The organism is Cognataquiflexum aquatile (assembly GCF_003316845.1).
GTDB lineage: Bacteria > Bacteroidota > Bacteroidia > Cytophagales > Cyclobacteriaceae > Cognataquiflexum > Cognataquiflexum aquatile.
Genome location: NZ_QMIK01000004.1, coordinates 672,777 through 698,635, shown reverse-complemented (window position 1 = coordinate 698,635; position 25,859 = coordinate 672,777). Strand labels below are relative to the sequence as shown.

Sequence of the window (25,859 nt, the reverse complement as noted above, 5' to 3'; positions counted from 1 at the left end):
TTAATGAATATATTATTATTAGGAAGTGGAGGCAGGGAGCATGCTTTTGCCTGGAAAATTGTAAACAGCCCAAACTGTAAACAGCTTTTTGTAGCACCGGGAAATGCCGGTACTGCATCCATTGCCAAAAATGTTGCCATCTCCCCCACTGATTTCGTGAAGATTGCTGATTTTTGTATTGCAAATCAGGTAGACATGATTGTGGTGGGACCTGAAGAGCCTTTGGTCAAAGGGGTCACTGATTTTTTTCATAATCATCAAACTCTGCATGGATTGCCTGTCATCGGACCGTCACAGGCGGGGGCTCAGCTAGAAGGATCCAAGGATTTTTCAAAGCAGTTTATGGAAAAGTACGGTGTACCAACTGCTGCTTATGAATCTTTCACAAAAGAAACCTTCGAGGAAGGGCTTGCTTTTATCCGAAAACAATCCCTACCCATAGTACTGAAAGCTGATGGCCTTGCCGCAGGCAAAGGGGTTTTGATTTGCCAGAGCCATACTGAAGCGGAAGAATCCCTGAAAGAAATGTTGCTTGAAAGCAAATTTGGAAGTGCCTCGGACAAAGTTGTCATTGAACAGTTTTTGAAAGGCATCGAGCTTTCTGTTTTTGTGGCTACCGATGGAAGCCATTATAAGATCCTTCCGGAAGCAAAAGATTACAAAAGAATCGGCGAGGGCGATACGGGTTTGAATACCGGAGGCATGGGAGCTGTCAGCCCTGTTCCTTTTGCAGATGAAGAGTTTATCAAAAAAGTAGAAGAAAGGGTTGTAAAACCGACAATTGAGGGATTAAAAAAAGAGAACATCCCCTATGTAGGATTTCTTTTCATTGGACTGATGAATGATGGCGGCAATCCCCATGTCATTGAATACAATGTGAGAATGGGTGATCCTGAAACAGAGGCTGTACTTCCGCGAATCAAAAGTGATTTCGTGGATCTTCTATACGCCATGGGAACAGGTAAATTGGATTCCTATCAGCTTGAAACTGCTTCTTACACCTGCACTACAGTGGTGTTGGTGGCAGGCGGATATCCGGGAGAATATGAAAAAGGTAAAAAGATAATAGGTCTCGACCCTCAGGAATCATCGTCAAAATCCATAGTCTTTCATGCAGGCACGAAAGTTTCTGATTCAGGAGAAATCCTTACCAATGGAGGAAGGGTCCTTGCCATCACGGGCATGGGGGAAGACATCTCCACAGCACTTGAAAATGCGTATTCAAGGGCATCTGAGGTTTGTTGGGAGGATATGTATTACCGCAAAGACATCGGTCAAGATGTTTTGAAATTGATTAAATAAATCCAAAACGAAGAGGAGAACATTTCTCCCATTATATATAAAAATATGTCAGGATGTACTAGCTGCTCAACCACCTCCGGATCTAGCGGAGGCTGCCAAAATAACGGCACTTGTGGTACAAGCGATTGCAATAAAATGAATTCCTTTGATTGGCTTACCCATATGGGAATTCCGACAATTGATAAATTTGATATTGTCGAAATCAAATTCAAAGGAGGAAGAAAAGAATATTATAGAAACATTGACCGCATTTCCCTCACTACTGGTGACCCGGTAGTGGTAGATGTCCCCAATGGCCACCACATCGGATATGTATCCTTGCAAGGTGAACTTGTCCGATTGCAGATGCAAAAAAGAAAAATTAAGGATGATGATAACATCTTAAGGATTTATAGGGTTGCCACACAAAAAGACCTTGAAAAGTGGGAAGAAGCCAAAAACAGGGAAATACCAACTTTATACCGGGCAAAACAGATCATCGACGAAATGAAGATGGAAATGAAACTCTCTGATGTGGAGTTTCAATCTGACAATTCCAAAGCCACTTTTTACTATTCGGCAGATGACCGTGTGGACTTCAGGGAATTGATCAAATCACTTGCATCGGAGTTTAAAATCCGCGTAGAAATGCGTCAGATAAGCTTGAGACAGGAAGCAGGAAGGCTTGGAGGAATCGGAGTCTGCGGAAGGGAACTGTGCTGCTCAACTTGGATCTATGACTTTAAAAGTGTGAATACCTCAGCGGCAAGATACCAAAACCTTTCCCTCAACCCAACCAAACTTTCCGGACAATGCGGAAGGCTGAAGTGCTGCCTCAACTATGAGCTGGACACCTATATGTCGGCTTTGAGTGATATTCCTGAAGTAGACAAACCGCTTCAGACTGAAGCCGGATCCGCAAAACTCCAGAAAACTGATATCTTCAGAAAATTGATGTGGTTCAGCTACAACAATGACAACAACTGGCATTCCATCACTTGTGAAAGGGTTTCTGAAATTCTTGAACTGAATTCAAAAGGAGTAATTCCTTATGATCTCAAAACCAACCATGGCAAGGAACAGGAAGACCTGATTTCAAAATCCAATATGGAACTTGACGCGCTTGACAAGAAATTTAGCAAAAACAAAAAAACCAAGAAGAAAAAGAAACCTAGAAATCCGGGAGAAAACCAAGTTGTAGCCAAAGACAGTTCCGGACCTGAAGCCAGACCAATCGCACCAAAGCCTGAAAGCAGACCGAATAGGCAATCTCCCGAAAAGCCAATTCAAAACAGGCAAAACCCTCCCCGTAAAAATGTAGAGAACCGTCCCAAACCGGTTGAAAACCAAGATAAAGGACCTCAAATCCCTAGAGAAGTAAATCCGGACCAAGTTCCAAAAAAGAAGAAAAACAACAAAAGAAGGTTTAATTCTAGGAACAAGGGCGAGCAAAACAAAGGTGATCAAAACTCAGCGCAATAATATGAATGCAAGATTTGTAGGATTGATCCTCACTGTTGGCTTTCTTTTCGCAGGCTGTAATAGTGAAAGGGTTTTTGAAGAATACGAGGGGTTTAAATCCGGAACTTGGGATGTTTCGGATACCGTTTCTTTTGAGGTCAAAAAGTTACCAACACCCAACAGCACTCTCGTGGCGGTTAAGTATACCAAAGATTATGAGTTTAGAAATCTCTATTTGAGGTATATTTTAAAGGACAGCCTAGGTCAAACTGTGGAAACCAAATTATTGGATGTACCTCTGTTTGACAGCAAATCCGGAAAACCTCTCGGAGAAGGATATGGCAGTACTTTTACCAAATATGACACGCTTCCTGTAGAAAATTCTTTCCGCAGTATTCACCTTTTGCAATACATGAGGGTGGAAAAGCTTTCCGGAATTGAAACTGTGGGTGTAAAAGTGGTTAAAAACTAGCCTCAATCTCCCAATATTGGCTTATCCATCCAATATTGCCTGCTGTAATAGAATTTGTAAGGCCATCCTTTTTCCTTCAATTGCAGGGAGTGGTACACAAATGCTTCCTTGGCACTAGAAGAATCATACAACCTTTGGTCATCGGTGAGCAATGCTTCCTTGTATTGACCATTGACTTTGACGGCGAGATCCATCCACGTTGAGGAAGGAAATTGCTCTAAGGAGAAGCCTTGGTAATCCCCCTCGATTTTGTCTTTCAATGACCAACCCGATTCAAACCTGTAGGGAACCTGAACAGGAATTTCGAATCCTTTGCCTGCAGTAATTTTAATGACATAACCGAGGTAATCCCGAAGCATTTTGATCCCTTCGTTTTTCAATTGATCGGTGCTGAAATCAGCAGGTTCAATACTGCTAATGACGGTGGTTTTCTTTTTGGCCCGTGAGATCGCCACATTCAATCTGTTGATTCCGCCTTTTTTGGATAGCATTCCAAAATTGGCAATCAGTTTTCCTTTTTTGTTTTTAGCATATCCGATACAAAATATCACCCAATCAAATTCGTCTCCCTGCACATTTTCAATATTCTTGATGGAGAGGTTTTCTTGTTGGATCACACTTTCTTTGGATACGAGTTCACGGATATATTCCATTTGGAAAAAATTGAAAGTGATCACCCCGATAGTTAGCTGGGGATCGATTTCCTGTATCAATTTAATTTCCTCCAAAACAGCTTCTGCCTCAACCACATTGATTTGTTTTTCCCAAATCCCATCGACCGGTTTCCATGAATAGGGATTCTTAGCCTCATTGACCAGCTCCATCCTGGTCAACATCTTCAGCCTACTTTCATAAAAATTCCTGTTAGAAAATTGAATAAGAGACAGTTGTTCACTTCGATAATGTCCCTGCAACCAAAATTTCTGAAAATAGGAAGATGCAAGTTCCAAAAGAGATTCTGTCTCAGTTTCGATCCCTTCTTCTTCAGTTTCCAACCTGACCTGATACAGGTCAAACGGCCTCAGTTGATTGGAATCACCGGCAATCACGGTCTGCTTGCCTCGCAGCATCGCGGGAAGTCCACGCTCAACATAACATTGAGAGGATTCATCAAAAATAACAAGATCGAAAGATTGCTTCAAAGGAAAAAGTGCGGATACTGTCTCAGGTGAAGCCAACCAACAGGGTACCAATTGGAATATTTCCTTTTCGAAATTTTCAATCAATTTTTTGATACTCCAGATTCTTTTCTGTTTGCTTACCTGATGGGAAAGTTCGCGGTAGGTCAATAGATTCCCAAGTCTGTTGTATTCAAGGTTTTTGTAGGTATTTTCTCTTAACCTGATTTCTGCAATGTATTTTGACAGTTTCCATTTTTCCAAAACAGCCTCCATCAGTTCTTCTTGGCTTTGGCTCGTTTTTGTAGTCACTGTATCTTGCAGCAAAGGATACTTGGTTTCGATGTGGCCTATCCAGCTCAGCTTCAATCCTGCTAAAAACAAAGCTTTCAGGTCTTCAAATTCTTTGTTGGGATAAGCAGCAAGCATTTTTTCCATAACCAGCACATCTTGTTCTTTGAGCTTGCTGCGCAATCTATCCAAAGCCACCAGCTCATGAAATACCGCCGGTACCTGAGATTTAAGAGACAAAATTCCCTCTCCTGTACTTTCCGAAATTAGGTGCTGAATCTGGATTTTACTCAGGTAAAGGGACCAATAGGGAATCTTTGCCTCCAATTCCTCAATATTGGACAGGACCAATTTTAGCCTTGGGACGAAGCCGATACATGATTGCAAATCTTCAATCAATACTTCTTTCAATAAACCGAATTCATGGAAGATTTGCTTTGCCTTTGCAGCTTCGGTGTAAAGCCCCGAAAAGTGGTTGAAGGAAATGAAATCAAAAGGTTTATCCAAAAGTCTTATCCAATCTTTCTCCATCAATAAAGAATATTGATGATTGAGATTTAACCTGTTTTCAAGCCTTTTGATCAAGATCTGGACGCCATGGGCATTGGCTTGCAGGTTGTTTTCAAACAGAAGCCGATACACAGACTGGAACCTCTTTTTTTTCCATAAAAGCGGGAAATTCTTCCTCCATCCTTTTTTCCTTTCCAAGAACTCCAGAGAAAGCCGGAGAAGGGATTCGACCTCCCCATCTTTGCTGAACCATTCAATACCTTGCTCTGCAAAAAGTGTTTTGATGGACTCAAACTTATGTTCCAGCCAGAGAATGTCTACTTCAGAAGGTGGCAAATCTTTTAATGACCAAAAAAGGGCAAGGGATTCTTCCTCTTTCAATAACTTCTGTAAGTCTATAATTTTTTGCTTTTGCTCGAAAAAAGAAAAAAGAAAAGAGACTTCAAATGAAGTTAGATTCGAAAAATCCCTTTCAAAATTCAGCCTGAGATGATGGATTTCCGACATGACCTCCTGAATCCGTTTGGAAACTTCCGGCCCAAAGCTACTGAAATCCACCCTGTGCAACCAAAAGGATTCCGGATTCTGATAAGTTCTGAACAATTCTGCAAAAGTCTTGAAATCCCTCAAAAAGTCATTGACCCGACCGGCATGGAACCTTCGATAATATTGATTCATGTCAAATGCCTCATCGGACAACCTTGAGCTCAGGTAAAGTTCCTTGACCGGGACGCCGCATTCCTCTGTATTGAACAGGGCTTTTTTCAAATCTGAAAAATAATCGCTGTGATAATCTATCAGCCTTGAATATTGGGAAAACTGCCTTTCCAACTGAATGGCGTCAATTCCCCGGTTCAGTTCCTGATACCTGTCCAAAGACAGGATCTGATCGTGCATTTTTTTGTATAGTGCCTTCCTATCTGCCCGGAAATCATGTACCAAAGACAAAAAAGAACCAAATCCTTCATTTGACAATCTTTTGAACACCACATCCAAAGCAGCCCGCTTTTGTGAAACGATGAGCACTTTCTTTCCCCTCGATATAAAATCAATGGCAAGGTTACTGATGAGTTGGGATTTTCCGGTACCCGGAGGACCTTCCACTACGCAGGACCTTCCTTCTCTTACTGATTTGATGACTTCCTCCTGACTCGCGTCCACCGGGAAAACAGTGTAAAGCTGGTCCTCCCGGACAGAAATTGGCTGTTCATCTTCCGGTGCAAACCACTTGTGGAACAAAGATTCGAGATCAGGAAACCCATCTCCTGCGATAAGTTCTTCATAATCCTGAATCAAAAAACTTGCTTTCTGGGAAAACTGACCCAAAACGCCGTAGGGTTTTAATTGAAGTTTTCCGGTTTTGAGTCTCTCCTCGTCTAAGGACTTCGAAGAATCGGGAAAAGTCGAAACCTTATTCTCGTATAACTCAGAACTGAAGTTCAAAAAAAACTCTTCTTTGAGCAAAGCGTAGAGGTCATTTCGGAATCCTATTGGATCGGTTGCGAAATTTTCTAAGGGATTTTCTTCTCCCAGATAATTATGGTCTTTGCCATAAACATGGGCATATGCCAATAAAAAAGCTTTGTTGAAAAAGGGAACATCACCGGGATTTCGAGTCCAAATCCATCGGTTATCCGTTTTTTCCAATTCCACCGGAAAGAAAATCAAAGGGCATCTGATTACTTGGTCATTGAGTAATTTCCCCTCTACAAATGGCCAACCCACAAAAAGGCTCTTTTCACCCGTTTCGGTTTCAGCAGTTTTGACGAGGTGCTCGAGCCTGTTTAGCCTCTGGGAAAGCACATTGACCTTTGCATCTCGTGGGTCTGCAAATGGAATCAGGGTAACTTTTTTGTCCTTGTCCAAAAGAGCTTCTATAAGCCCAAAAGCCGGTTGGTGGTTTAAAAAGTCAAAGTCATTCAAATCTATCATCTGACTGGGAACCAGTCGCGGCAGGTATATCGACCTGTTCCGGCTGGAAAGGTCCAATAACCTGTTAAGATAAATCTGAAAGATATCTTTGAGCATGGGTTTATTTGAAAGGAGAATCTTTTTCCTTGGCCATGTGGTTATACACAATTCCATCCATGATGCCGGGCATCCATTTATTTAGAAAAACCGCCAATTTTCCCTGCCTAGTAAGCACAATATCTCTTTTTCTTTTGATGGTCGCTTGGAATATTTCTTGGGCAACTTCCTCTGAAGTCATCATTTTTTCCTCTTCTCTTGGAGACTCTCCCTGAACAGACCCGTCGGCAGTCAATGCATTATTACGGATATTGGAAGCAGTAAATCCCGGGCAGGCCACCAAGACATGGACTCCCCTTTTCATCACCTCTGTCCTGAGCGATTCAAAAAAACCATTCATGGCATATTTGCTGGCAGTATAAGCTGTTCGTGCCGGAGTTCCGCGATATCCGTTGATGGATGATACCCCAACAATGGACCCTTTGTTTTTCAAAATCTGAGGGAGGCAATATTTGGTAGCATAGACCGTGCCCCAAAAATTAGTATCCATCACTTTTCTGAAAACCTCCATATCTATATCTTCAAATAAAGCCCGCATTGAAATCCCGGCATTGTTGATCAGGATATCGATTCTACCAAAATGTTTGATGGCTGTTTCGGCAATGTTTTTATTGTCCAACTCGGAACCCGCATCTGCTATGATTCCAAAAGCGTCAATTCCTGCTTTCCTAAGGAGGTCCAAGGTATTGTCCAACTTTACCTGAGACCTTCCTGTGATGATGACTTTGCAGCCTGCTTTCCCAAATACCAATGCACAGGCCTCCCCTATCCCCGAGGTTGCTCCGGTCACAATGACCACTTTATTTTTTAAATTCATGAGTACGGCTTTGAAAGGTTAAAGATAAAAATTCGACTTGAAGGCTGGCAATCGGACCTGATGTTTTTGGAAAGTATAAGGAGGATAAGCAGATCTTAATAAAAGCAAATATGTATGTCCCGAATGATGCCAGTAAATTGGATATCTATTTTAAATCTTGTCTACAAACTGAAATGCCCGGTACATCGGACTTCCGACTTCCGACTTCGGTCTTCCGTCCCGCTTGAATAATAACATAGGGTTACTGGCAAAGAAGCTGATAACCATAAAAGCAGATTTTACCGTCTGATTTTTAATTTTTCATTTGACCAATCTTCCGATCCAAACCCTTATTTTTGCGGCCATGTCTAGAAAGATGAAAAATAAGGTAATCCCCAACCTGAGGATTGAAAGAATAGCGGCGGAAGGGAAATGTGTGGCACATCATGAGGGAAAAGTAGTTTTTGTACAGAATACAGCTCCCGGTGATCTGGTAGATGTCCGCATCAACAGAGGAAAAAGCTCCTTTATGGAGGGAGAAGCCATCAGATTTCATGAATATTCCAAAGACAGGATTGAACCTTTTTGCTCTCATTTTGGCACTTGTGGCGGCTGCAAGTGGCAGCATATCAATTATGATTTACAGAAAAATTACAAGCGACAGCAGGTAGTCGATCAGTTTGAAAGGATAGCCAAAGTGGAAATACCGGAAGTATTGCCGATTCTCGGTTCGGCAAAAACACAATACTACCGCAACAAACTTGATTTTACCTTTTCCAATAACCGTTGGCTGACAAGGGAAGAAATCAATTCCGGAGCCCAATTTGAAAGAAATTCTTTGGGTTTTCATATTCCGAAGATGTTTGATAAAATCATAGACATCGATCATTGTTACCTACAGGGAAATATTTCCAACGAGGTCCGAATTGCAGTGAGAGACTTTGCTTTGGAACAAAGCTTATCTTTCTATGACATCCGAAATCAGGTCGGGCTCCTGCGCAATCTCATCATCAGGACGACAAGTACAGGCGAATCCATGGTCATTGTCCAATTTGGGGAAGATGACACGGTTTCTGTCAATAAAGTCATGGAATTTCTTCACCAAAAATTCCCCCAGATCACTTCACTCCTTTATATTATCAACCTGAAAAAGAACGAGACTTTCAACGACCTTGATGTGGTTACCTCTTCTGGTAAAGACTACATCGAAGAAGAAATGGAAGGACTCAAATTCCGGATCGGCCCCAAATCTTTTTACCAGACCAATTCCGAACAGGCCTACGAACTCTATAAAGTAGCGAGAGAATTTGCAGACCTACAGGGCGATGAGGTGGTATTTGATCTTTATACCGGCACGGGCACGATTGCAAATTTTGTGGCTAAAAATGCAAAACAGGTCATCGGCATAGAATATGTCGAGGCTGCAATCGAGGACGCTAAGCTGAACGCCAAAGTCAACGGCATAGAAAATACGCAGTTTTATGCTGGAGATCTGAAAGATATTTTGACAGAAGATTTTGTAAGGAATCATCCCAAACCCGATATCGTCATCACAGACCCACCAAGAGCAGGAATGCACGAAGATGTAGTCAAGATGCTCTTGAAACTGGAAGCTCCCAAAATTGTGTATGTGAGTTGTAATCCTGCCACCCAAGCGAGGGATGTGGCTTGGTTATCGGAAAAGTATTCGGTTGATAAAATCCAGCCTGTGGACATGTTTCCCCAGACCTATCATGTAGAAAATGTTGTACGCTTAACTTTAAAACCATGATTTCAGATTTCAATGACCCCGAACTGAGCGGCAAATATCTAGGAACCATTACCAAAGACTTTGTCAAAGTTTCGGATATCCTCAAGGAAGCTTCTTATCAGGTCAGAAGTAGAAAGTTTTCCGATTTTCCGATTTTCCCGATCTCAAAAGAAGTGCAGCCAATCGGAAAGCTGCTTCTGGGTAAAGTGGAAAAAGACTTGGACTGGAATTATTTCATCACTTACGTGGACGAATTTATCCAAAGGAAACTTATCGCCGAGGAATTGTTGGATGAATTCAAAGCAGCATACAAAGACCCGGATGAGTTTTGTTGCCTTTTTGTAATGGATGGGGTATTTACCAGTTTTGTATACATTCCATATCCTGAAGATTGATTTTTCCAAAGTCCTGATAAAGCCAGGACTTTGGTGTTTTTTATAGAATTCTTTCAAAACGGGGAGACTTCTTTGATTTTTTTTTCCATATAACCATACTATTCTACCTCAGGTCAGGCAAATCAATTCTGAAATCCACCAAACTATTGATTTTTTTAAAAAGCATAATTATATTGAGTTATCAATTACGAACAGAATATTATTTCATCTTTTAATATTCTAAAAATAAATAATTGCTAGAATCACTATTTATGCGTTCCTTTAATTGAAATACTTATTTATTTAATATGAATAAAGAAAAAGCATTTGATATTCCTTCGGCAGTCTCAAGGCTCAGGGAAGGCGATGAAAAAGCTTTTTCACAGTTATTTGAATTTTTTGGACCAAAGATTTTCAATACCTCCAAAAAGATGAACCTTTCGTCTGAAGACGCCGAGGAGATTGTCCAGGAAGTTTTTTTGATCATCTGGAAGAACAGGCAAAATCTCAACTCTGAGTTATCCTTCAACGCATACCTCCTTTCCATCCTCAAATCGCTCATCATTAAGAATTCCAAAAAAGAAGCTAGGCGGATAGCATATGAAGTATATGCCATTTCCAATCAGGAAACTGAAACAAATGAAACTGAATTACAAATAGAATATTCAGAATTCGAGAGGATTTCAATATCAGAAATCGAAAAATTACCCAAGACCCAAAAGGAGATTTTCAAAATGAAAAATTATGAAAACCTCCATTCAGGCGAAATTGCCGAAAAACTGGGTATTTCAAAAAGAACCGTTGAAAGCCATATTTATGTGGCTACAAAGTCGATTAAAAACAAACTCCAAAAGCAATACCTCATTGCCATCAAATCTTTGGCAATCGGACTTATTTATTACTTTTTTTAATCATACAATACAGGATATTCATTCAAATATTTTTCGTTTTTGAAAATAAATAAAATATTTTCTATTTCCGGCTAAGTAAATCCCTTTCGAAAAGGCTATATATAGGAAAGGAAGATTTGATGAATTATAGCAAACAAGATATTGATAGATTTTTTGAAGGAAAGCTTTCAAAAAAAGAGGCAAAGGATTTTTTGAACTGGCTCGATTCATCAGCGGGAGAAGATACCTATAATGCTATCATAGCAGATATATGGGACAATGAGGCAGAAAATCATGAGTTAAATCAAGATAAAGAAAACGTACACATTCCAATTTTGGTAGAATCAAAGGTTGAAGAAAATACCCCTAAACCTCCTATAAAAAAATCTACTATCAAAAAACCCAAATTAGTAAAGTTCTCCATAGGAATGGCCGCTTCCCTGATTTTGGTTTTTTCAGTTAGTTACGTCTTATATTTCAATTCCCCTCCTAAAGAGTCAGCAGTGTCCCCTGAGTATAATGTTCCGGTCGCCATTGAAAGGTCCACACCCAGAGGAAATAAAAAAATAATCACCCTTCCGGATGGCTCTACAGTGGTTTTGAATGCGGACAGCAAATTGACTTATGGAAGTAACTTTGCCACAAACAGAACCATCACCCTGGAAGGTGAGGGATTTTTTGATGTCGTAAGGGATGAGGAACATCCTTTCAAAGTAATCACCGACAACATTGCCACTACCGCTTTGGGTACAAGTTTCAATATCAAAGCATATGATGAAAATCCAGGCATTCAGGTAACCTTGGCCACGGGAAAGGTTCGGGTCGAAAACAGTCTTGACCATAAGCTTTTGGAAATACAGCCCGGAGAGGCAGTATATTTTTCAGAAGACAAAAACACCTTTGAAAAGAAAAATGTGGATTTGTCCGATTTTCTTAGCTGGAAAGAAGGCATTCTGCAATTTGAAAAAACTCCTTTAAATCTGGTCATCGAAGACCTGGAGAGATGGTATGGGGTAGAAATAAAAATCATTGGTGACAAAAAATTACCGGAATATAAGTGTTCAGGCACCTTCAAACCCCATGAATACCTATCCAATGTATTAAAGGTTTTGAGTTACTCTGTAGATTTTGAATACAAAATAAATGGAAATGAAGTAATTCTTGAATTTAACTAACCCATGCCTATGAAACAAAAAAATAGACCACACCAAACCCATCCGCTTCTTTAAGTTTAAAGAGAGGTTTTTTTCTTTGACCAATCCCAAAAAGATGGAAAAGAAAATCAGCACCAAAATTTATGATTGACACTAACACAACCCAAAATATGTCACAATCACTACTAAAAACAACGATTATGGTCTTTAAAAGCACACTTTTGAGTGCGTTTATATTGACCATAGCCATGAATGCAACCTTTGCAAACAGCAATTTGGTCCAGATCAAAAGTATTGATGAGGTATACATCAAACTTGATATCCGGGAAGGCAGTCTGGAAAACATCCTAAATGCCATAGAAAGCAAAACAGATTACAGTTTTTTTTACACTGAAAAGAGCCTAAAGGACAATTCAAATATAGAACTCAGCACCTTTGACGGTACAGTAGCCGATGTCCTTTTGGAAGTAGCCAATAAAAAACACCTTCATTTCAAGCAAGTCAATAATGTCATCAGTGTCAAATCTCTGGCTCCTGATATTTCTTCCAAAAAAATCGACATTGAAGTCAATGACGATTTTGTAGAGATCACAGGAACTGTCACCTCTGAGTCAGGTGAGACCTTGCCAGGTGTTGCCATTTCTATTGAAGGAACTTCCCAGGGAACAGTTTCTGACATCGATGGAAAATATAAAATATCAGCTCCTGCAGGTTCCACGCTTGTGTTTTCTTACATAGGTTTTGCTCCGCAAAGAATTGAGGTCGGAAACCAATCCATTATCAATGTGGTGATGGTACAGGAAGCCCGGGCACTTGAAGAAGTCGTTATTGCGGCATTGGGTATCCAAAAAACTTCAAGAAGTATTGGTTATTCAGCAACCAACGTTGGTTCTGATGAAATGACCATCAACAGGACTCCCAATTTTATGAATGCACTTCAAGGAAAAATTGCCGGCGTTGCAATTTCTCCTATGGGAACCGGTCCTGGCGGAACAACCAAAATCAGGATCCGTGGCCAATCTTCCATTTCAGGGCAAAACAATCCACTGATCGTTGTCAACGGTATTCCGATTGACAATACCAACTTTGGAACAAATCCGGGTAACAGTGGAGCGGACAATTCCATCGGTGTTAGAGGCGGTGGTATCACTTCGGACGGTGGTGATGGACTCAGCAGTATCAACCCTGATGATATCGAAAGCATGACTGTACTAAAAGGTGCCGCGGCATCTGCATTGTATGGATCTAGGGCAAAAGATGGCGTCATCATGATCAACACCAAATCTAGAGGTGAATCAAAAGGTATTGGAATAACTTATAACTTGAATTACACCAACGAAACACCTTTGGATTTTACAGATTACCAGTATGAGTATGGACAAGGTGAGCAAGGCATCAGACCTACCACTCCAAATCCAACTTCTGGACAATGGTCATTTGGGGAAAAATTCGCACCTGGGATGACCCAAGTACTGTTTAATGGCGTCACTGTTCCTTATGTGCCCGTACAAGGACGAATAGATGAATTCTTCAGAAACGGTCAGAATACCACCAATTCCATCATGTTGTCTACCTCAAGTGAAAAAGGTGGCCTTAGCTTTTCTTTTTCTGATCTAAATAGCAAGGGTATTGTTCCAAACAATTCATTTAACAGAAAGACCATTTATTTAGGCTTTGGCTACCAATTGACCAAAAAGTTAAACTTTAAGGGAAATATCAACTACTCTATCGAGGAAAACAAAAACCCGCCAAACGTCGCCAACCAGGATAACTCCATTCCTACTGCGCTCTATAATATGGCTAATTCGATGCCTTTGAATGTATTGGATGAAAATAAATTTGATATTCAGGGAAATGAGGCGGTTTATTCTAGATTCAGAAACAGGACCAATCCTTATTTTACCCTTGCAAGACAATTTAATAACATCAAAAGGGACAGGATTTTTGGAAACATTGCCGTGAAATATGACATCACTCCTTGGCTTTATATCCAAGGCCGTGTAGGACAGGATTATTGGTCACGAGACCAAGATTTCAACAACTTCCCGACAGGACAGGCTTCCTTGGCTGCTGCCCCTGTAGGATTTGTCAACGGACTTTATACTCAGGAATCAAGAAGATTCAGAGAAGTTAACGCTGATTTCATCCTTTCCGCGACCAAAGAATTTGGTGATTATGGTATCAATGCCAACATCGGTGGTAACCATATGCAAAGAAGTTTTGATGTGAACAACGTACAGGCACGAGATTTTGTGGTACGTGATCTCTACACAGTCCAAAACGGTAGGGTTAAAGATCCGATTTTTGACAGGTCCGAAAGGGCAGTAAATTCCCTTTTCGCTTTTGCTGAATTTTCATATAAAAAGTTCCTTTTTATCAATGGTACCATAAGAAACGATTGGTTCTCGACACTTTCTCCTGAAAACAGAAGCATCCTTTATCCTTCCGTCTCCACTAGCTGGGTATTTACCGAAAACACAGGAACCACAGGTTGGCTGAATTTCGGTAAACTGAGAGTGGCCTATGCGGAAGTGGGTAGTGACTCGGATGTTGGTCCTTATTCCAATGTTTTGTTTTATGGCGTCAATGCCAACTTATTCAATAACCAGCCTGTTGGCGGTCCTATTGGAAGCACCCTTCCAAATCCAAATTTGAAGCCGATGCGGGTTGCAGAAACTGAAATCGGTATAGATATGAAGATGTTCCAAGGCAGAGTGGCATTGGATCTTGCGGCCTACAGCAAAATCACCAGTGACCAAATTGTAAGTGCTCAGATTTCTGACGCTTCCGGATTTGTCAATACCTCCATCAACAGCGGTCGTAGCAGCAATAAAGGTATCGAAATGTTATTGACCGTCGTACCTGTTGAAACCGAAAACTTCACCTGGGAAGCGTCCTTTAACGGAGCTTACAATATCACGGAGGTTCTCAGTTTACTTACTGAAAATCCTGGAGACAGAATCACAGTGGGTACTCACGTATTCAATGGAGAACTGAGACAGATAGTTGGAGAAGAAATGGGCCAGATTGCAGGTTTTGGTTACAGGAGAGATGATCAGGGAAGAAAAATCTTTGGTGCAAACGGTTTGCCATTGAGAACTTTGGATCTGATCAACTTTGGCAGTGCGCTTCCAAAATGGATTGGAGGTATTAATAATGCTTTCAATTATAAAGGAGTTTCACTTTCCTTCCTGATCGACTTCAGATTGGGTGGAAAAATGCTTTCCGGAACAAACTTCAATGCAGTAAGACATGGATTGCACAAAATGACACTTGAAGGACGTGAAGGCGGTGTGGTAGGCGATGGAGTCAATCAGGCTGGCGAAGTCAATACAGCTGTGGCACCTGTTCAATCTTATTGGGAAGTCGTAAGGTCTCAGGCTTTGGTAGAACCGGTGATTTACAATGCAGGTTTCTGGAAACTGAGACAAATCACTATGGGATATGATTTCACCAAATTCATCCCTAAAAATTTTCCTGTAACTTCAGTAAGACTTAACCTCGTAGCAAATAACGTCCTGATGATCAAAAAATGGGTGGATAACATTGACCCAGAATCATTTGGATATACCTCGGATAACCTCGTGGGTATGGAATCCACAGGTCTTCCTACTACAAGAGGCATTGGTTTCAATCTTAATGTCAAATTTTAATCAGAGCAACCATGAAAAAGATATTAAATTTTATCCTCCTTGTGCTGATGCTAGGTTATAGCACATCATGTGACCAAAACTTTGATGAGCTTAACACTAATAGAGTTGCTGCAACCTCAATTGATCCTGCGTTTCAATTGAACAATGCTACCATCAATGCTTCACCAAATTCTTTTGGAATATTGGTTTATGAATTGGGAATCGTCCAACAAATTATTTCTCCAAACTCAGGCGTATTGACAGGGGCAAATTTCAATCAGGATAATAGGGCTTCCACACAAAACAACTGGCAACAGTATTATAGAAATGTGATCAAGAACACCAAAGACATCATATTCCGGATCAAAGATGACCCTACCAGAAGCAATTTATTGCAAATGACCAGGATCATGCAGGCATATGGGTTTATGATACTTACTGACACATATGGCTCCATTCCTTATACTGAAGCCGGAATCGGATACAGTGACCAGATTTTCTATCCAAAATACGATTCCCAAGAATTGATTTATGCTGATATCATCAAGGAACTTGAAGAAGCATCAGCAGCACTCAATGCAAACGGAAGAGTCGAAACTGCAGACATCCTTTATGCAGGTAACATAGACAAGTGGAGACGTTTTGGATATTCTCTCCTATTGAGAGCAGGAATGAGATTGAGCAAAGTTGATCCAACCAAGGCGCAACAAACTGTTGCCAAGGCTTTTGCGGGAGGTGTTATCACCACCAACAACGACAATGCTGTCATCATCCATGATGCAAACTATACTAACCCCATTGGAAATACTTTGAATGCTACAGAGGCGGCTAACTTTTACATGACAGAGCCTTTTGTAAATTTCTTGAAAAGTACCAATGACCCAAGGTTAGGAGCAATTGCTGTAAGGTATATAGGTGCCAAATCAGGTTCTGAACAAGTTCCAGCTAGACAATCTATTGATCCTGCTGTTCAGATCGGTATGCCGATGGGCAATGATAACGCAAGTGCGGTCACTGCTGCAGCAAACCTCGGCCTGGCAAGTTTCTATGATTTCAGTCAAGTTGATAGAAGAAGGGTAGCGAAAATAACCGGACCAGGATTTATGGTGACAGCTTCGCAAACAAACCTTTTGTTGGCAGAAGCTAGACAAAGAGGATGGATCACTACCGGTACAGCAGCTGAGTATTTCCAAGCAGGCATCAGAGCACATATGGTGCAAATGGCGTTGCACGATGCAGCTTCCACAATTCCGGCACCTGCCATTGAAGCCTATATCACAGCCAATCCTTTGGTCGACGCTACTGCACTTCAGCAAATAAACACCCAATATTGGGTTTCATCTCTGATGAATGGGCCTGAATCATTTGCAAATTTCCGTAGATCAGGATTCCCGACACTTCAGGCAAATCCATTCCCTGGAAGAGAAGTGTTGTTTATCAATAGGTTGACCTATCCCAACTCTGAAATTTCGGTTAACTCCGAAAATGTAGGTGCAGCTATCACCGCCCAAGGTGAAGATGACCTTGAAACAAGGGTTTGGTGGCATAAATAATTCCTTATGAAGGTTCGGTTCATGCCGAACCTTCATTTTCCCAAACATCCATTTTAATTTTATTCAACCAAAATGACTAGGAAAATAATCCCTGTTCTACTATGCTGTTTTCTATTGGTAGGCAGTATCCAAGCCCAACAAATCTCAAAAGAGGAGTTGATATACCTTACCCGTGAATGGAAGGGGGAAAGATTTGAAGATGGAAGGCCAAAAGTCTCTGATGATTTACTAAAGAGAATGAGGCTTGTCACCCACGATGAGGCTTGGGCTGTCATGAAAAATGCCGGGTACAAATACCAGTATGCGGATGGTTGGCAAATCATCAATCCTGACAGTATTCTAATAGGAAGGGCTGTCACGGCGACTTTCTTGCCCGGCCGTCCTGACATCCATGATGCAATTGACGAAAGAGGCAAAAAAGCCGGAAAGCGCGGACAGAACTCATGGCCGGTAGATATATTGGTCAAAGGGGATGTCTATGTAGCGGATCAATTTGGAATCCAGATAGACGGCCCTACCATCGGCGATAATGTTGGAAATGCCATATACGCAAAAACAGGAAATGGTATTGTGTACGATGGTGCTGTCAGAGATGTAACTGGTTTGAAAGAAATCGGTGGATTTACTTCATACTATACAAGCTATCATCCCTCCCACCACAATCAGCAAGGAAATCTAAATACCATGTTGACAGGAATCAATCAACCTACCAGAATCAGGCAAGTGACCGTAATGGCAGGAGACGTGGTATTGGGAAGAGATGGTGGCGTTTCTTTCATACCAGCCCATTTGGTGGAGCAGGTTGTCGTCACTTCCGAAGTAGTTCGTCTTAGAGACATGTTTGGACACGAAAGACTCCGAGCAGGAGTTTACACTGCTGGCCAGATTGACACAAGATGGTCCGATGATATTGAAAGGGATTTTTCAAAATGGCTCAATGAACATATTGATGAGCTCCCAATCCCACGGGAGCAGATTCAAGAAATATTGAAGAAAAGGACTTGGTAAAGCATTAACCCAAAATCTCTCCACATGAAAACTGACAACAACAGACGTTCATTTATCCAAAAAAGCCTGATGGCAGGTGTTGCTACTTCGGCCTTGATTCCGGGTTTTGGCTCGGAATTGATTGCAGCCGTGGACAGAGGTCCAAAATATTCCAATCCCTCCGACCTTAAAATCACCGGAATCAAAACAGCCTTCATGAAAGGTCATGGAACCCATATGTTTGTCAAACTGACAACGAATCAGGGCATAACAGGATATGGAGAAGCAATGGATGCGGTGAGAGGGACGTATGGCGTAGCGACAGGAACTGAAGGTTGGGACAATATGACCCAATTTTTGATTGGCCAAAATCCTTTGGATATCAATAAGATCGTGGAACAGATTCTGAGAAGAGGACATTTTGGTGGAGCTCAGGGCGGCATGTATGTGGCCGTTCTAACCGGAATTGAGATAGCCTTGTGGGATTTGGCCGGGAAGGCCATGAACCAGCCTGTTTATCGTCTGATGGGTGGAAAGTTCAGGGACAAGATCCGCTTGTATTGTGATGGTGCCAGCAGTTCCGAAAGTCCGGAAGACATGGCTGCAGGCGCTATGGAAGTGAAAAATGCAGGCTTTTCAGCCATTAAATTTGACATTGATTGGGCGGAAGATCCTTCAAAACAGGATGAATTCAACAGAACTGCCTCCAATGGAGAAATTGACCGGATGGTGAAGCAGATCACCGCTGTCAGGGAAGCCATTGGTATGAATATGGACCTCTGCCTCGATGCCCATGGCAGGTATGACTTGCCTTCGGGAATTCAGATTGCCAAAGAGATGGAGCAATTCAAGCTCATGTTTTTGGAAGAACCGGTACCTGCCGAAAATCTGGACAGTCTCAGGGAAATCACCAGTCAGACCACCACTCCTATCTGCACTGGAGAAAACCAGTATCTGGCCCATGACTTCAGAAAAATACTTGAAAAACAGGCTGCTGATATCGTCATGCCTGACCTACACAAATGCGGTGGACTAGGCGAAGGTCAGCGGATTGCCAATCTTGCAAACCTCTATTATGTGCCTGTTGCTCCACATATGGTGGCATCTCCATTTGGGGCAATGGCCGCTTGTCACTGTTGTGCTTCCATTTCCAATTTCCTTTGTTTAGAATGGCATTGGTTCTCCAAATGGAAACAATGGGATGAACTGATCCTTGAAGCCCCATTGATTAAAGAAGGCTATATCCATCTCACAGACCGGCCAGGTGTCGGCGTGACACCAAATGAAGAAGCCATCAGGAAGTATGCAGTAGCAGATGCTCCCTTCTTTTAAGAAAACTTGCCATCAAAAACGATTGAAGTTAAAATCACATTACAACCCAAAATATGAAAAACAGCAAAGACAGCAGAAGGTCATTTATTCAAAAAGGATTGGTGGCAGGCCTTACAGGTGGTGCACTTTTGTCAACATTTGGACAGGGACTGAATGCTGCCGTGGACAGACAGTCACCCTATTCCAACCCATCAGACCTCAAAATCACAGATGTTAAATGTGGCTATGTCCGTGGAGCACTTTATGTTAAAATTTACACCAATCAGGATGTTTGGGGATGCGGTGAGGCAGTTGATGCCATTCATGGGACTTATCATTTGGTCAAAAGAATGGGAAACCAAATCAAAGGACAAAGCCCACTCAATCCCAACCGAATCGCAGAACAATTGAGAAAAGGTGCTTTTTTTGGTGGGGCACAGTCAGGGGTTTTTGTAGCCGTCATGACCGCCATCGAAACAGCACTTTGGGACTTAACCGGAAAGGTATTTGGAGTTCCAGTTTACCAATTATTGGGAGGAAAATTCAGAGACAAAATCCGGGTTTATTGTGATACAGCTTTATATACCTCTACCAACCCTACCCCGCAAGATTATGCCAAAGCGGCAAGAGGCGCTGTAGACCGAGGATATAATGCGGTAAAATTTGACGTGGATGACGCAAGAGATCCAAATAAATATGATCGGTTCAATTGGACTGCCAACCCAATGGAAATCGAAAGAATGTACAATGCCATCGCGGCAGTCAGGCAAGAAGTAGGCCCCAATATTGATATCTGTGTCGACATGCACGGGAGATATGATGCCGTCACCGGCCTCAAAATGGCAAAAATGTATGAAGACTTGAACCTGATGTTTTTGGAAGAACCAATACCTGCCGACAATCCTGAGGTTTACAAATCGATAACCACACAGACCTCTACCCCTATTTGCACCGGTGAAAACATCTATTTGGCATATGGATTTACAAGATTGCTCTCCGAATCAGCCATAGACATCATCATGCCGGATGTCCAAAAAGCAGGCGGATTGGGTGAAGCTCAACGCATTGCAAATCTCGCAAACCTATATTATGTGCCTTTTGCACCCCACATGGTAGCCTCATTTCTTGGCGCCATGGCGAGTTGTCATGTTTGCGCCTCTGTTCCCAATTTCATGATTATGGAATGGCAAATCTATATGGATACGGATCAGCTTTGGAAAGACATAGTTACCTATGATGGACCTAGGACAGAAAACAGTTTCATCACGCTTTCTGAAAAACCGGGAATCGGTGTCGAAATCAATGAAGAAGGGATGAAAAAACATGCGGTAAAAGACATGCCGTTTTTTGAATAGTATTAACCAAACCCAAATAACCATGAATTATATGAACAGATTTTCGAAAATGTTTTTGGTAGCAGCCCTATTGTTTAGCGCGGGGTTTGCCAAAGCACAGAATGTGGGTTCATCCCCAGATTATATCAAAGCGCTGACTTCAGAATGGAAAGGCGAAAGGTTTCCCGACGGAAGACCAAAAGTTTCTGACCAAATATTGGAAAGGTTGAAAAACATATCCATAGAAGAAGCTTGGGGAGTATTGCGAAACAAAGGCTATCAGAACCAATATGAGGGCAATTGGCAAATCATCCTAGAGGATGAAGCCATGACAGGGCGGGTTGTCACTGCCCAATACATGCCTCTAAGACCGGATCTTCAAAATCAGGTAAAAGAGCAAGGCGTCAACAAAGAATGGCGGTCTCCAAAAGGAGGTACCAATTCTTGGCCGATTGATATCCTGACCAATGGGGATGTTTACGTGGCCGACGGATACGGCAAAATAGCTGACGGAACTTTGATCGGGGATAATCTAGGCAATTCCATTTATGCCAAATCCAAACGTGGGGTTATTTTTTACGGTTCGGTTAGAGACCAAGAAGGCCTAACTGAAATCAAAGGATTCAATGCCTGGCACAAGGGCCAAGATCCTTCTTTCATCAACCAGATGATGCTTACCTCCATCAATGCCCCTATCAGAGTTGGAAGGGCAACTGTGCTTCCTGGAGATGTCGTTTTAGCAAAAAAATACGGAGTAATCTTTATTCCGGCGCATTTGGTGGAGGACTTGGTGATTACTTCTGAAGTGACCGGATTGAGGGATGAATTTGGACACCAAAGACTTCGCGAAGGAAAATACCTTCCTGGCGAAATCGACAGTGAATGGACAGAAGCCATCAAAAATGATTTTTTGGATTGGTTAAGCAAGTATCCAGGAAAACTTCCAATGTCAAAACAAGAATTGGACAACTATCTCAAGGAGCGTAATTATTGATTTTCTTCATTTCTCCCAAAATAAACTTTAAACAATAAACCAAAATAAAGATGAAAAACACCTTAAAAAGCATCATTTCGGATCAAAAGGAAAAAGAGCGGCAGTATGCCGTGCAAAGACAGGCTGAAATAGACCATATAGACACCAAAGCGAATAGAAGGGATTTTTTGAAAAAAACCGCATTGGGTGGAATGTCACTGACAGCATTGATGGGATTGAGTTTTGAAGACAGCATGGCCCAGACAACTTCCAAAGTCCAAAAAGCTTCCGCTCCTTCAGATTTGAAAATCACTGACCTGAGATATTGTGTAACCACAGTATTGGGACGGACAGCCATCATCAGGATTGATACCAACCAAGGAATATATGGTCTTGGTGAAGTAAGGGACGGCGCGGATCCTCGCTATGCATTGATGCTAAAAAGCAGGATTTTGGGTGAAAACCCATGTAACGTTGAGAGGATTTTTAAAATTATCAAGCAATTTGGTGGACAAGCCCGTCAGGCTGGTGGCGTCTGTGCCGTAGAAATGGCATTATGGGACCTTTGTGGAAAAGCATATAATGTACCTGCATGGCAATTATTAGGAGGTCGTTACAGAGATACTGTCAGACTTTATGCGGATACGCCGACAGGAGAAAGTCCTGAAGACCAAAAAGAAAAAATCAAGTATAGAACCGAGGTCCAAGGATATTCTTGGCTCAAAATGGACGTATCCATCAATCAGGTCAAAGACATTCCAGGTACATTGAACAATACCGGAATTATGAACCAAAACTCAAGTCAATGGCAAGGAGGTTATATGTCCTATGCCAATACCAAACATGCTTTTACAGGAATCCAGATTACCGAAAAGGGACTTGACGAATTAGCCAAAATTGTAAACAGTGTAAGGGAAATGGTAGGATACGAAATCCCGATTTCTACAGACCACTATGGACATATCGATGTCAATAACTGTATCAAGCTTGGCAAAGCTTTGGAAAAATACAACTTGGCCTGGCTGGAAGACATGGTGCCTTGGCAATGGACTGAGCAGCATAAAACCATTACAGATGCTTTGGAAACGCCCACCACTACCGGCGAAGACATTTATCTTCTTGAAAATTTCAAAGATCTCATCCATTCACATGCAGTGGATATCGTGCATCCTGATCTTGCTTCTTCAGGTGGTCTATTGGAGACAAAAAGGCTTGGAGATTATGCTGAAGAATTTGGAATCGCCATGGCAATGCACCAAGCTGGTACGCCTGTTTCCTTTATGGCAAACGTTCATTGCGCAGCTGCAACGCAGAATTTCCTTTCATTGGAACATCACTCCGTGGATCTTCCTTGGTGGGAAGATATGGTCAAAACCACAGATGGAGGTAAAATGATCGTCAAAGGATTTGCCCCTGTTTCTCTGACTGCACCTGGATTAGGGATAGAATTGAATGACGAAGTCATCAAACAACATCTTCATAAATCAGATACTTCCTACTTCGCACCTACCACTGAATGGGATGAAAAGAGATCCCACGACAGGACTTGGAGCTAAGTAGATTGATTGTGTTAGTGCCATCCGAAAGCTGGGAGCAATCCTGGTTTTCGGATATTTTTGCTATTATCGTGTACCCAAAACAACTTTGATATCCATTGAAAAATCCTGTAATCAAAATCGCCACAATTCTTTCAGTCATTTTGTTCCTTACATCACTTGGGATTACCCTTTTTCAGGGATTGGAACACTCGGGACCCTTTTGGATTCTTTTTTTGATTGCCCTCGGGATAATGTTTCGTGGCTATGAAAAACTGAAAGGATTTACCTATACCATCATGATATTTGCCTGCGTGACTGCAGCAATGTTTTACCCGGTTACATTTGTTCAGGTTGGAGATTACAAATTGAGTGGACTGATTGTTCCCCTTCTGCAGATCATCATGTTCGGCATGGGAACATCAATGAGTCTGGGAGATTTTGCAGGTGTAGTCAAAATGCCCAAAGGAGTTATCATAGGGATTCTGCTTCAGTTTACCATCATGCCTTCTATTGGATATACTTTAGCCAAACTGAGTGGTTTTCCACCGGAAATTGCAGCAGGAATAATTCTGATCGGTTGTTCCCCAAGTGGGATGGCATCCAATGTGATGAGCTTTTTGGCCAAAGCAAACCTTGCGCTTTCAATTACCATAACGGCATTTACAACTATCATGGCTCCATTTGTCACTCCTGTCTTGATGGGTTGGCTGGCTGGTGAATTTGTACAGGTCGATGTTTGGAAAATGGTTTGGGACATCATTAAAATAGTTATCATACCAATAGGTGGAGGGCTTCTATTTAATAAATTCCTAAGTGGAAAAGTGAAGTGGTTGGATGCTGCCATGCCTTTGGTGTCCATGTTGGGAATCGCACTGATCATAACGATCATCACAGCAGCAGGGCGGGATAGCTTATTGAATATCGGGCCGATTCTGATTTTATTGGTGGTTATCCATAACCTGGCAGGCTATACATTGGGTTATTGGGCAGCCAAATTATTTAGAATGAATGAACGCGACTGTAGGACGATTGCCCTTGAGGTCGGTATGCAAAATGCCGGCTTGGCTTCCGGTATTGCCAAAGAAATGGGAAAAATTGCTACCGTGGGTCTGGCTTCTGCAGTCTTTGGACCTTTTATGAATATCACCGGATCAATATTGGCTTCTTATTGGCATCGAAAGCCGCCGAAGGATTAGATTAGAGAATCAAACCTATCTAGCCAAAAAGCCTTCGAAAATTAACTCGAAGGCTTTTTTTTTAGATAAAAGGATGATTTCAAGACCTAAAAATGCTTCCAGCCCTGTGCCTTCAAAGAAACTACTGTTCCACTTTTGGTAACCATCAGTTTGCCATCCTCAGCTTTGGTCACATGACCTATAAAATGGATATCAGGGTGTTTTTCTAATTTGGAGAAATCTTTTTGGTCGATCGTTAAGAGCAATTCATAATCCTCTCCCCCATTCAACACACAGGTAATCGGATCTAGATTCAGTTCTACCGCAGTATCAAAGGTCTGTTTGTCAATTGGCAGTTTGTCCTCATAGATCGTCACTCCTACTCCTGAAGCTTTGCATATATGAAAAAGCTCCGAAGCCAATCCATCAGACACATCTATCATACTTGTCGGGACAACTTCCATTTCCCGCATTTCATGGATGATGTCCATCCTTGCTTCAGGACGGAGCTGACGACCTGTGACATATTGGAAACCATCCAATTCAGGAGTCATTTCCGGATTGGCAAGATAGACTTGCTTTTCCCTTTCCAAAATCTGCAATCCGACCAAAGCGCCTCCCAAATCACCGGTCACGCAGACAATGTCATTGACTTTGGCACCTGATCTGAAGCTAAGTTGTCCTTTTTTTGCTTCTCCGATGGCAGTAATGGATATGACCAAACCTGACCGTGAAGCCGTGGTATCACCGCCAATTACATCTACTCCGTAATGTTCAGCTGCGGCGTTGATTCCCGAATACAATGCCTCTACTGCTTCTACCGAAAACCTGTTTGACAAGGCGATGCTGACTGTAATTTGTTTGGGAATAGCATTCATGGCTGCAACATCGGATACATTCACTGCCACAGCCTTGAATCCCAAATGTGGCAACGGCGCATAAGAAAGGTCAAAATGTACCCCTTCCAAAAGCAAATCAGTAGTGACCACTTTGACATGATCTCCAGAATCGATTACTGCAGCGTCATCCCCGATACCGAATACCGTTGAACTGTTTTTGATAATGATACTTTCATTCAGGTGGTCTATCAAGCCAAATTCGCCTATCTCACCTATTTCTGTTCTTTTATCTGACATTATGTTCTTTTTAAATGGAGATTTCTCCAATTACGTTTTAAACTATGAAGAATTTTTCGAAAGTAATTTTCAAATTTTTCAATTTTCCATCCCGA

18 protein-coding genes are annotated in these 25,859 nt (G+C 41.8%); 15 read left to right on the top strand and 3 right to left on the bottom strand.

From position 1 onward, the window contains the following. Nucleotides 1-3: 3 nt before the first annotated feature. The 3 genes from purD (at nt 4) to DQW11_RS14485 (ending at nt 3,214) form a co-directional block, all read left to right on the top strand. The gene (purD, locus tag DQW11_RS14495; RefSeq protein ID WP_113924770.1) at nt 4-1,302 is read left to right on the top strand and encodes a phosphoribosylamine--glycine ligase; all 1,299 of its coding nucleotides are present in this window, start codon (nt 4-6) and stop codon (nt 1,300-1,302) included. Between the two features lie 135 nt (nt 1,303-1,437). Continuing rightward, nucleotides 1,438-2,763: a regulatory iron-sulfur-containing complex subunit RicT gene (ricT, locus tag DQW11_RS14490; RefSeq protein ID WP_232826754.1), complete on the top strand. Its 1,326-nt coding sequence runs from the start codon at nt 1,438-1,440 to the stop codon at nt 2,761-2,763. A 1-nt stretch (nt 2,764) separates the two neighbouring features. Beyond that, on the top strand, nt 2,765-3,214 hold the full coding sequence (locus DQW11_RS14485) for a gliding motility lipoprotein GldH (protein WP_113924768.1): 450 nt from the start codon (nt 2,765-2,767) through the stop codon (nt 3,212-3,214). 2 nt (nt 3,215-3,216) lie between these two features. Here DQW11_RS14485 and DQW11_RS14480 read toward each other — a convergent pair whose 3' ends face one another. Continuing rightward, the gene (locus tag DQW11_RS14480) at nt 3,217-7,161 is read right to left on the bottom strand and encodes an AAA domain-containing protein (RefSeq protein WP_113924767.1); all 3,945 of its coding nucleotides are present in this window, start codon (nt 7,159-7,161) and stop codon (nt 3,217-3,219) included. Nucleotides 7,162-7,165: 4 nt separating this feature from the next. Beyond that, nucleotides 7,166-7,978, bottom strand: coding sequence for an SDR family oxidoreductase (locus DQW11_RS14475; RefSeq protein ID WP_113924766.1), 813 nt, complete (start codon nt 7,976-7,978; stop codon nt 7,166-7,168). A gap of 343 nt (nt 7,979-8,321) precedes the next feature. Between DQW11_RS14475 and rlmD the strand changes: the two genes are divergently transcribed. The 12 genes from rlmD to DQW11_RS14415 all read left to right on the top strand — a co-directional run bounded on the left by rlmD (nt 8,322) and on the right by DQW11_RS14415 (nt 24,649). Beyond that, nucleotides 8,322-9,728: a 23S rRNA (uracil(1939)-C(5))-methyltransferase RlmD gene (gene rlmD, locus DQW11_RS14470; protein ID WP_113924940.1), complete on the top strand. Its 1,407-nt coding sequence runs from the start codon at nt 8,322-8,324 to the stop codon at nt 9,726-9,728. Further along, nucleotides 9,725-10,102 carry a hypothetical protein gene (locus DQW11_RS14465; protein WP_113924765.1) on the top strand — a complete coding sequence of 126 codons (378 nt, stop codon included), beginning with the start codon at nt 9,725-9,727 and terminating at the stop codon, nt 10,100-10,102. Before rlmD ends, DQW11_RS14465 begins: the two co-directional genes overlap by 4 nt. 287 nt (nt 10,103-10,389) lie before the next feature. Beyond that, a complete protein-coding gene (locus DQW11_RS14460; protein ID WP_113924764.1) occupies nt 10,390-10,992 on the top strand; it encodes an RNA polymerase sigma factor in 603 nt (200 codons plus the stop codon). 119 nt (nt 10,993-11,111) lie between these two features. Next, nucleotides 11,112-12,146, top strand: a complete 1,035-nt coding sequence (locus DQW11_RS14455) for a FecR family protein (RefSeq protein WP_113924763.1) — start codon at nt 11,112-11,114, stop codon at nt 12,144-12,146. A gap of 149 nt (nt 12,147-12,295) precedes the next feature. Next, nucleotides 12,296-15,778, top strand: a complete 3,483-nt coding sequence (locus DQW11_RS14450; protein WP_232826753.1) for a SusC/RagA family TonB-linked outer membrane protein — start codon at nt 12,296-12,298, stop codon at nt 15,776-15,778. An 11-nt stretch (nt 15,779-15,789) separates the two neighbouring features. Then, nucleotides 15,790-17,310, top strand: coding sequence for a SusD/RagB family nutrient-binding outer membrane lipoprotein (locus DQW11_RS14445; protein ID WP_113924762.1), 1,521 nt, complete (start codon nt 15,790-15,792; stop codon nt 17,308-17,310). 72 nt (nt 17,311-17,382) lie between these two features. Next, a complete protein-coding gene (locus DQW11_RS14440) occupies nt 17,383-18,318 on the top strand; it encodes an RraA family protein (RefSeq protein ID WP_113924761.1) in 936 nt (311 codons plus the stop codon). Nucleotides 18,319-18,342: 24 nt separating this feature from the next. After that, nucleotides 18,343-19,629 (top strand): mandelate racemase/muconate lactonizing enzyme family protein, encoded by a 1,287-nt coding sequence (locus DQW11_RS14435; RefSeq protein WP_113924760.1) that lies wholly within the window; start codon nt 18,343-18,345, stop codon nt 19,627-19,629. Nucleotides 19,630-19,682: 53 nt separating this feature from the next. Further along, nucleotides 19,683-20,963, top strand: coding sequence for a mandelate racemase/muconate lactonizing enzyme family protein (locus tag DQW11_RS14430; protein WP_113924759.1), 1,281 nt, complete (start codon nt 19,683-19,685; stop codon nt 20,961-20,963). A 31-nt stretch (nt 20,964-20,994) separates the two neighbouring features. Continuing rightward, complete coding sequence (locus tag DQW11_RS14425; RefSeq protein WP_232826767.1) at nt 20,995-21,936, top strand: RraA family protein; 942 nt, start codon at nt 20,995-20,997, stop codon at nt 21,934-21,936. Nucleotides 21,937-21,986: 50 nt separating this feature from the next. Then, nucleotides 21,987-23,471, top strand: coding sequence for a mandelate racemase/muconate lactonizing enzyme family protein (locus DQW11_RS14420; RefSeq protein ID WP_113924758.1), 1,485 nt, complete (start codon nt 21,987-21,989; stop codon nt 23,469-23,471). Nucleotides 23,472-23,569: 98 nt separating this feature from the next. Continuing rightward, nucleotides 23,570-24,649 carry a bile acid:sodium symporter family protein gene (locus tag DQW11_RS14415; RefSeq protein ID WP_113924757.1) on the top strand — a complete coding sequence of 360 codons (1,080 nt, stop codon included), beginning with the start codon at nt 23,570-23,572 and terminating at the stop codon, nt 24,647-24,649. Nucleotides 24,650-24,735: 86 nt separating this feature from the next. Here DQW11_RS14415 and thiL read toward each other — a convergent pair whose 3' ends face one another. Beyond that, a complete protein-coding gene (thiL, locus tag DQW11_RS14410) occupies nt 24,736-25,764 on the bottom strand; it encodes a thiamine-phosphate kinase (RefSeq protein WP_113924756.1) in 1,029 nt (342 codons plus the stop codon). Between the last annotated feature and the right edge of the window lie 95 nt (nt 25,765-25,859).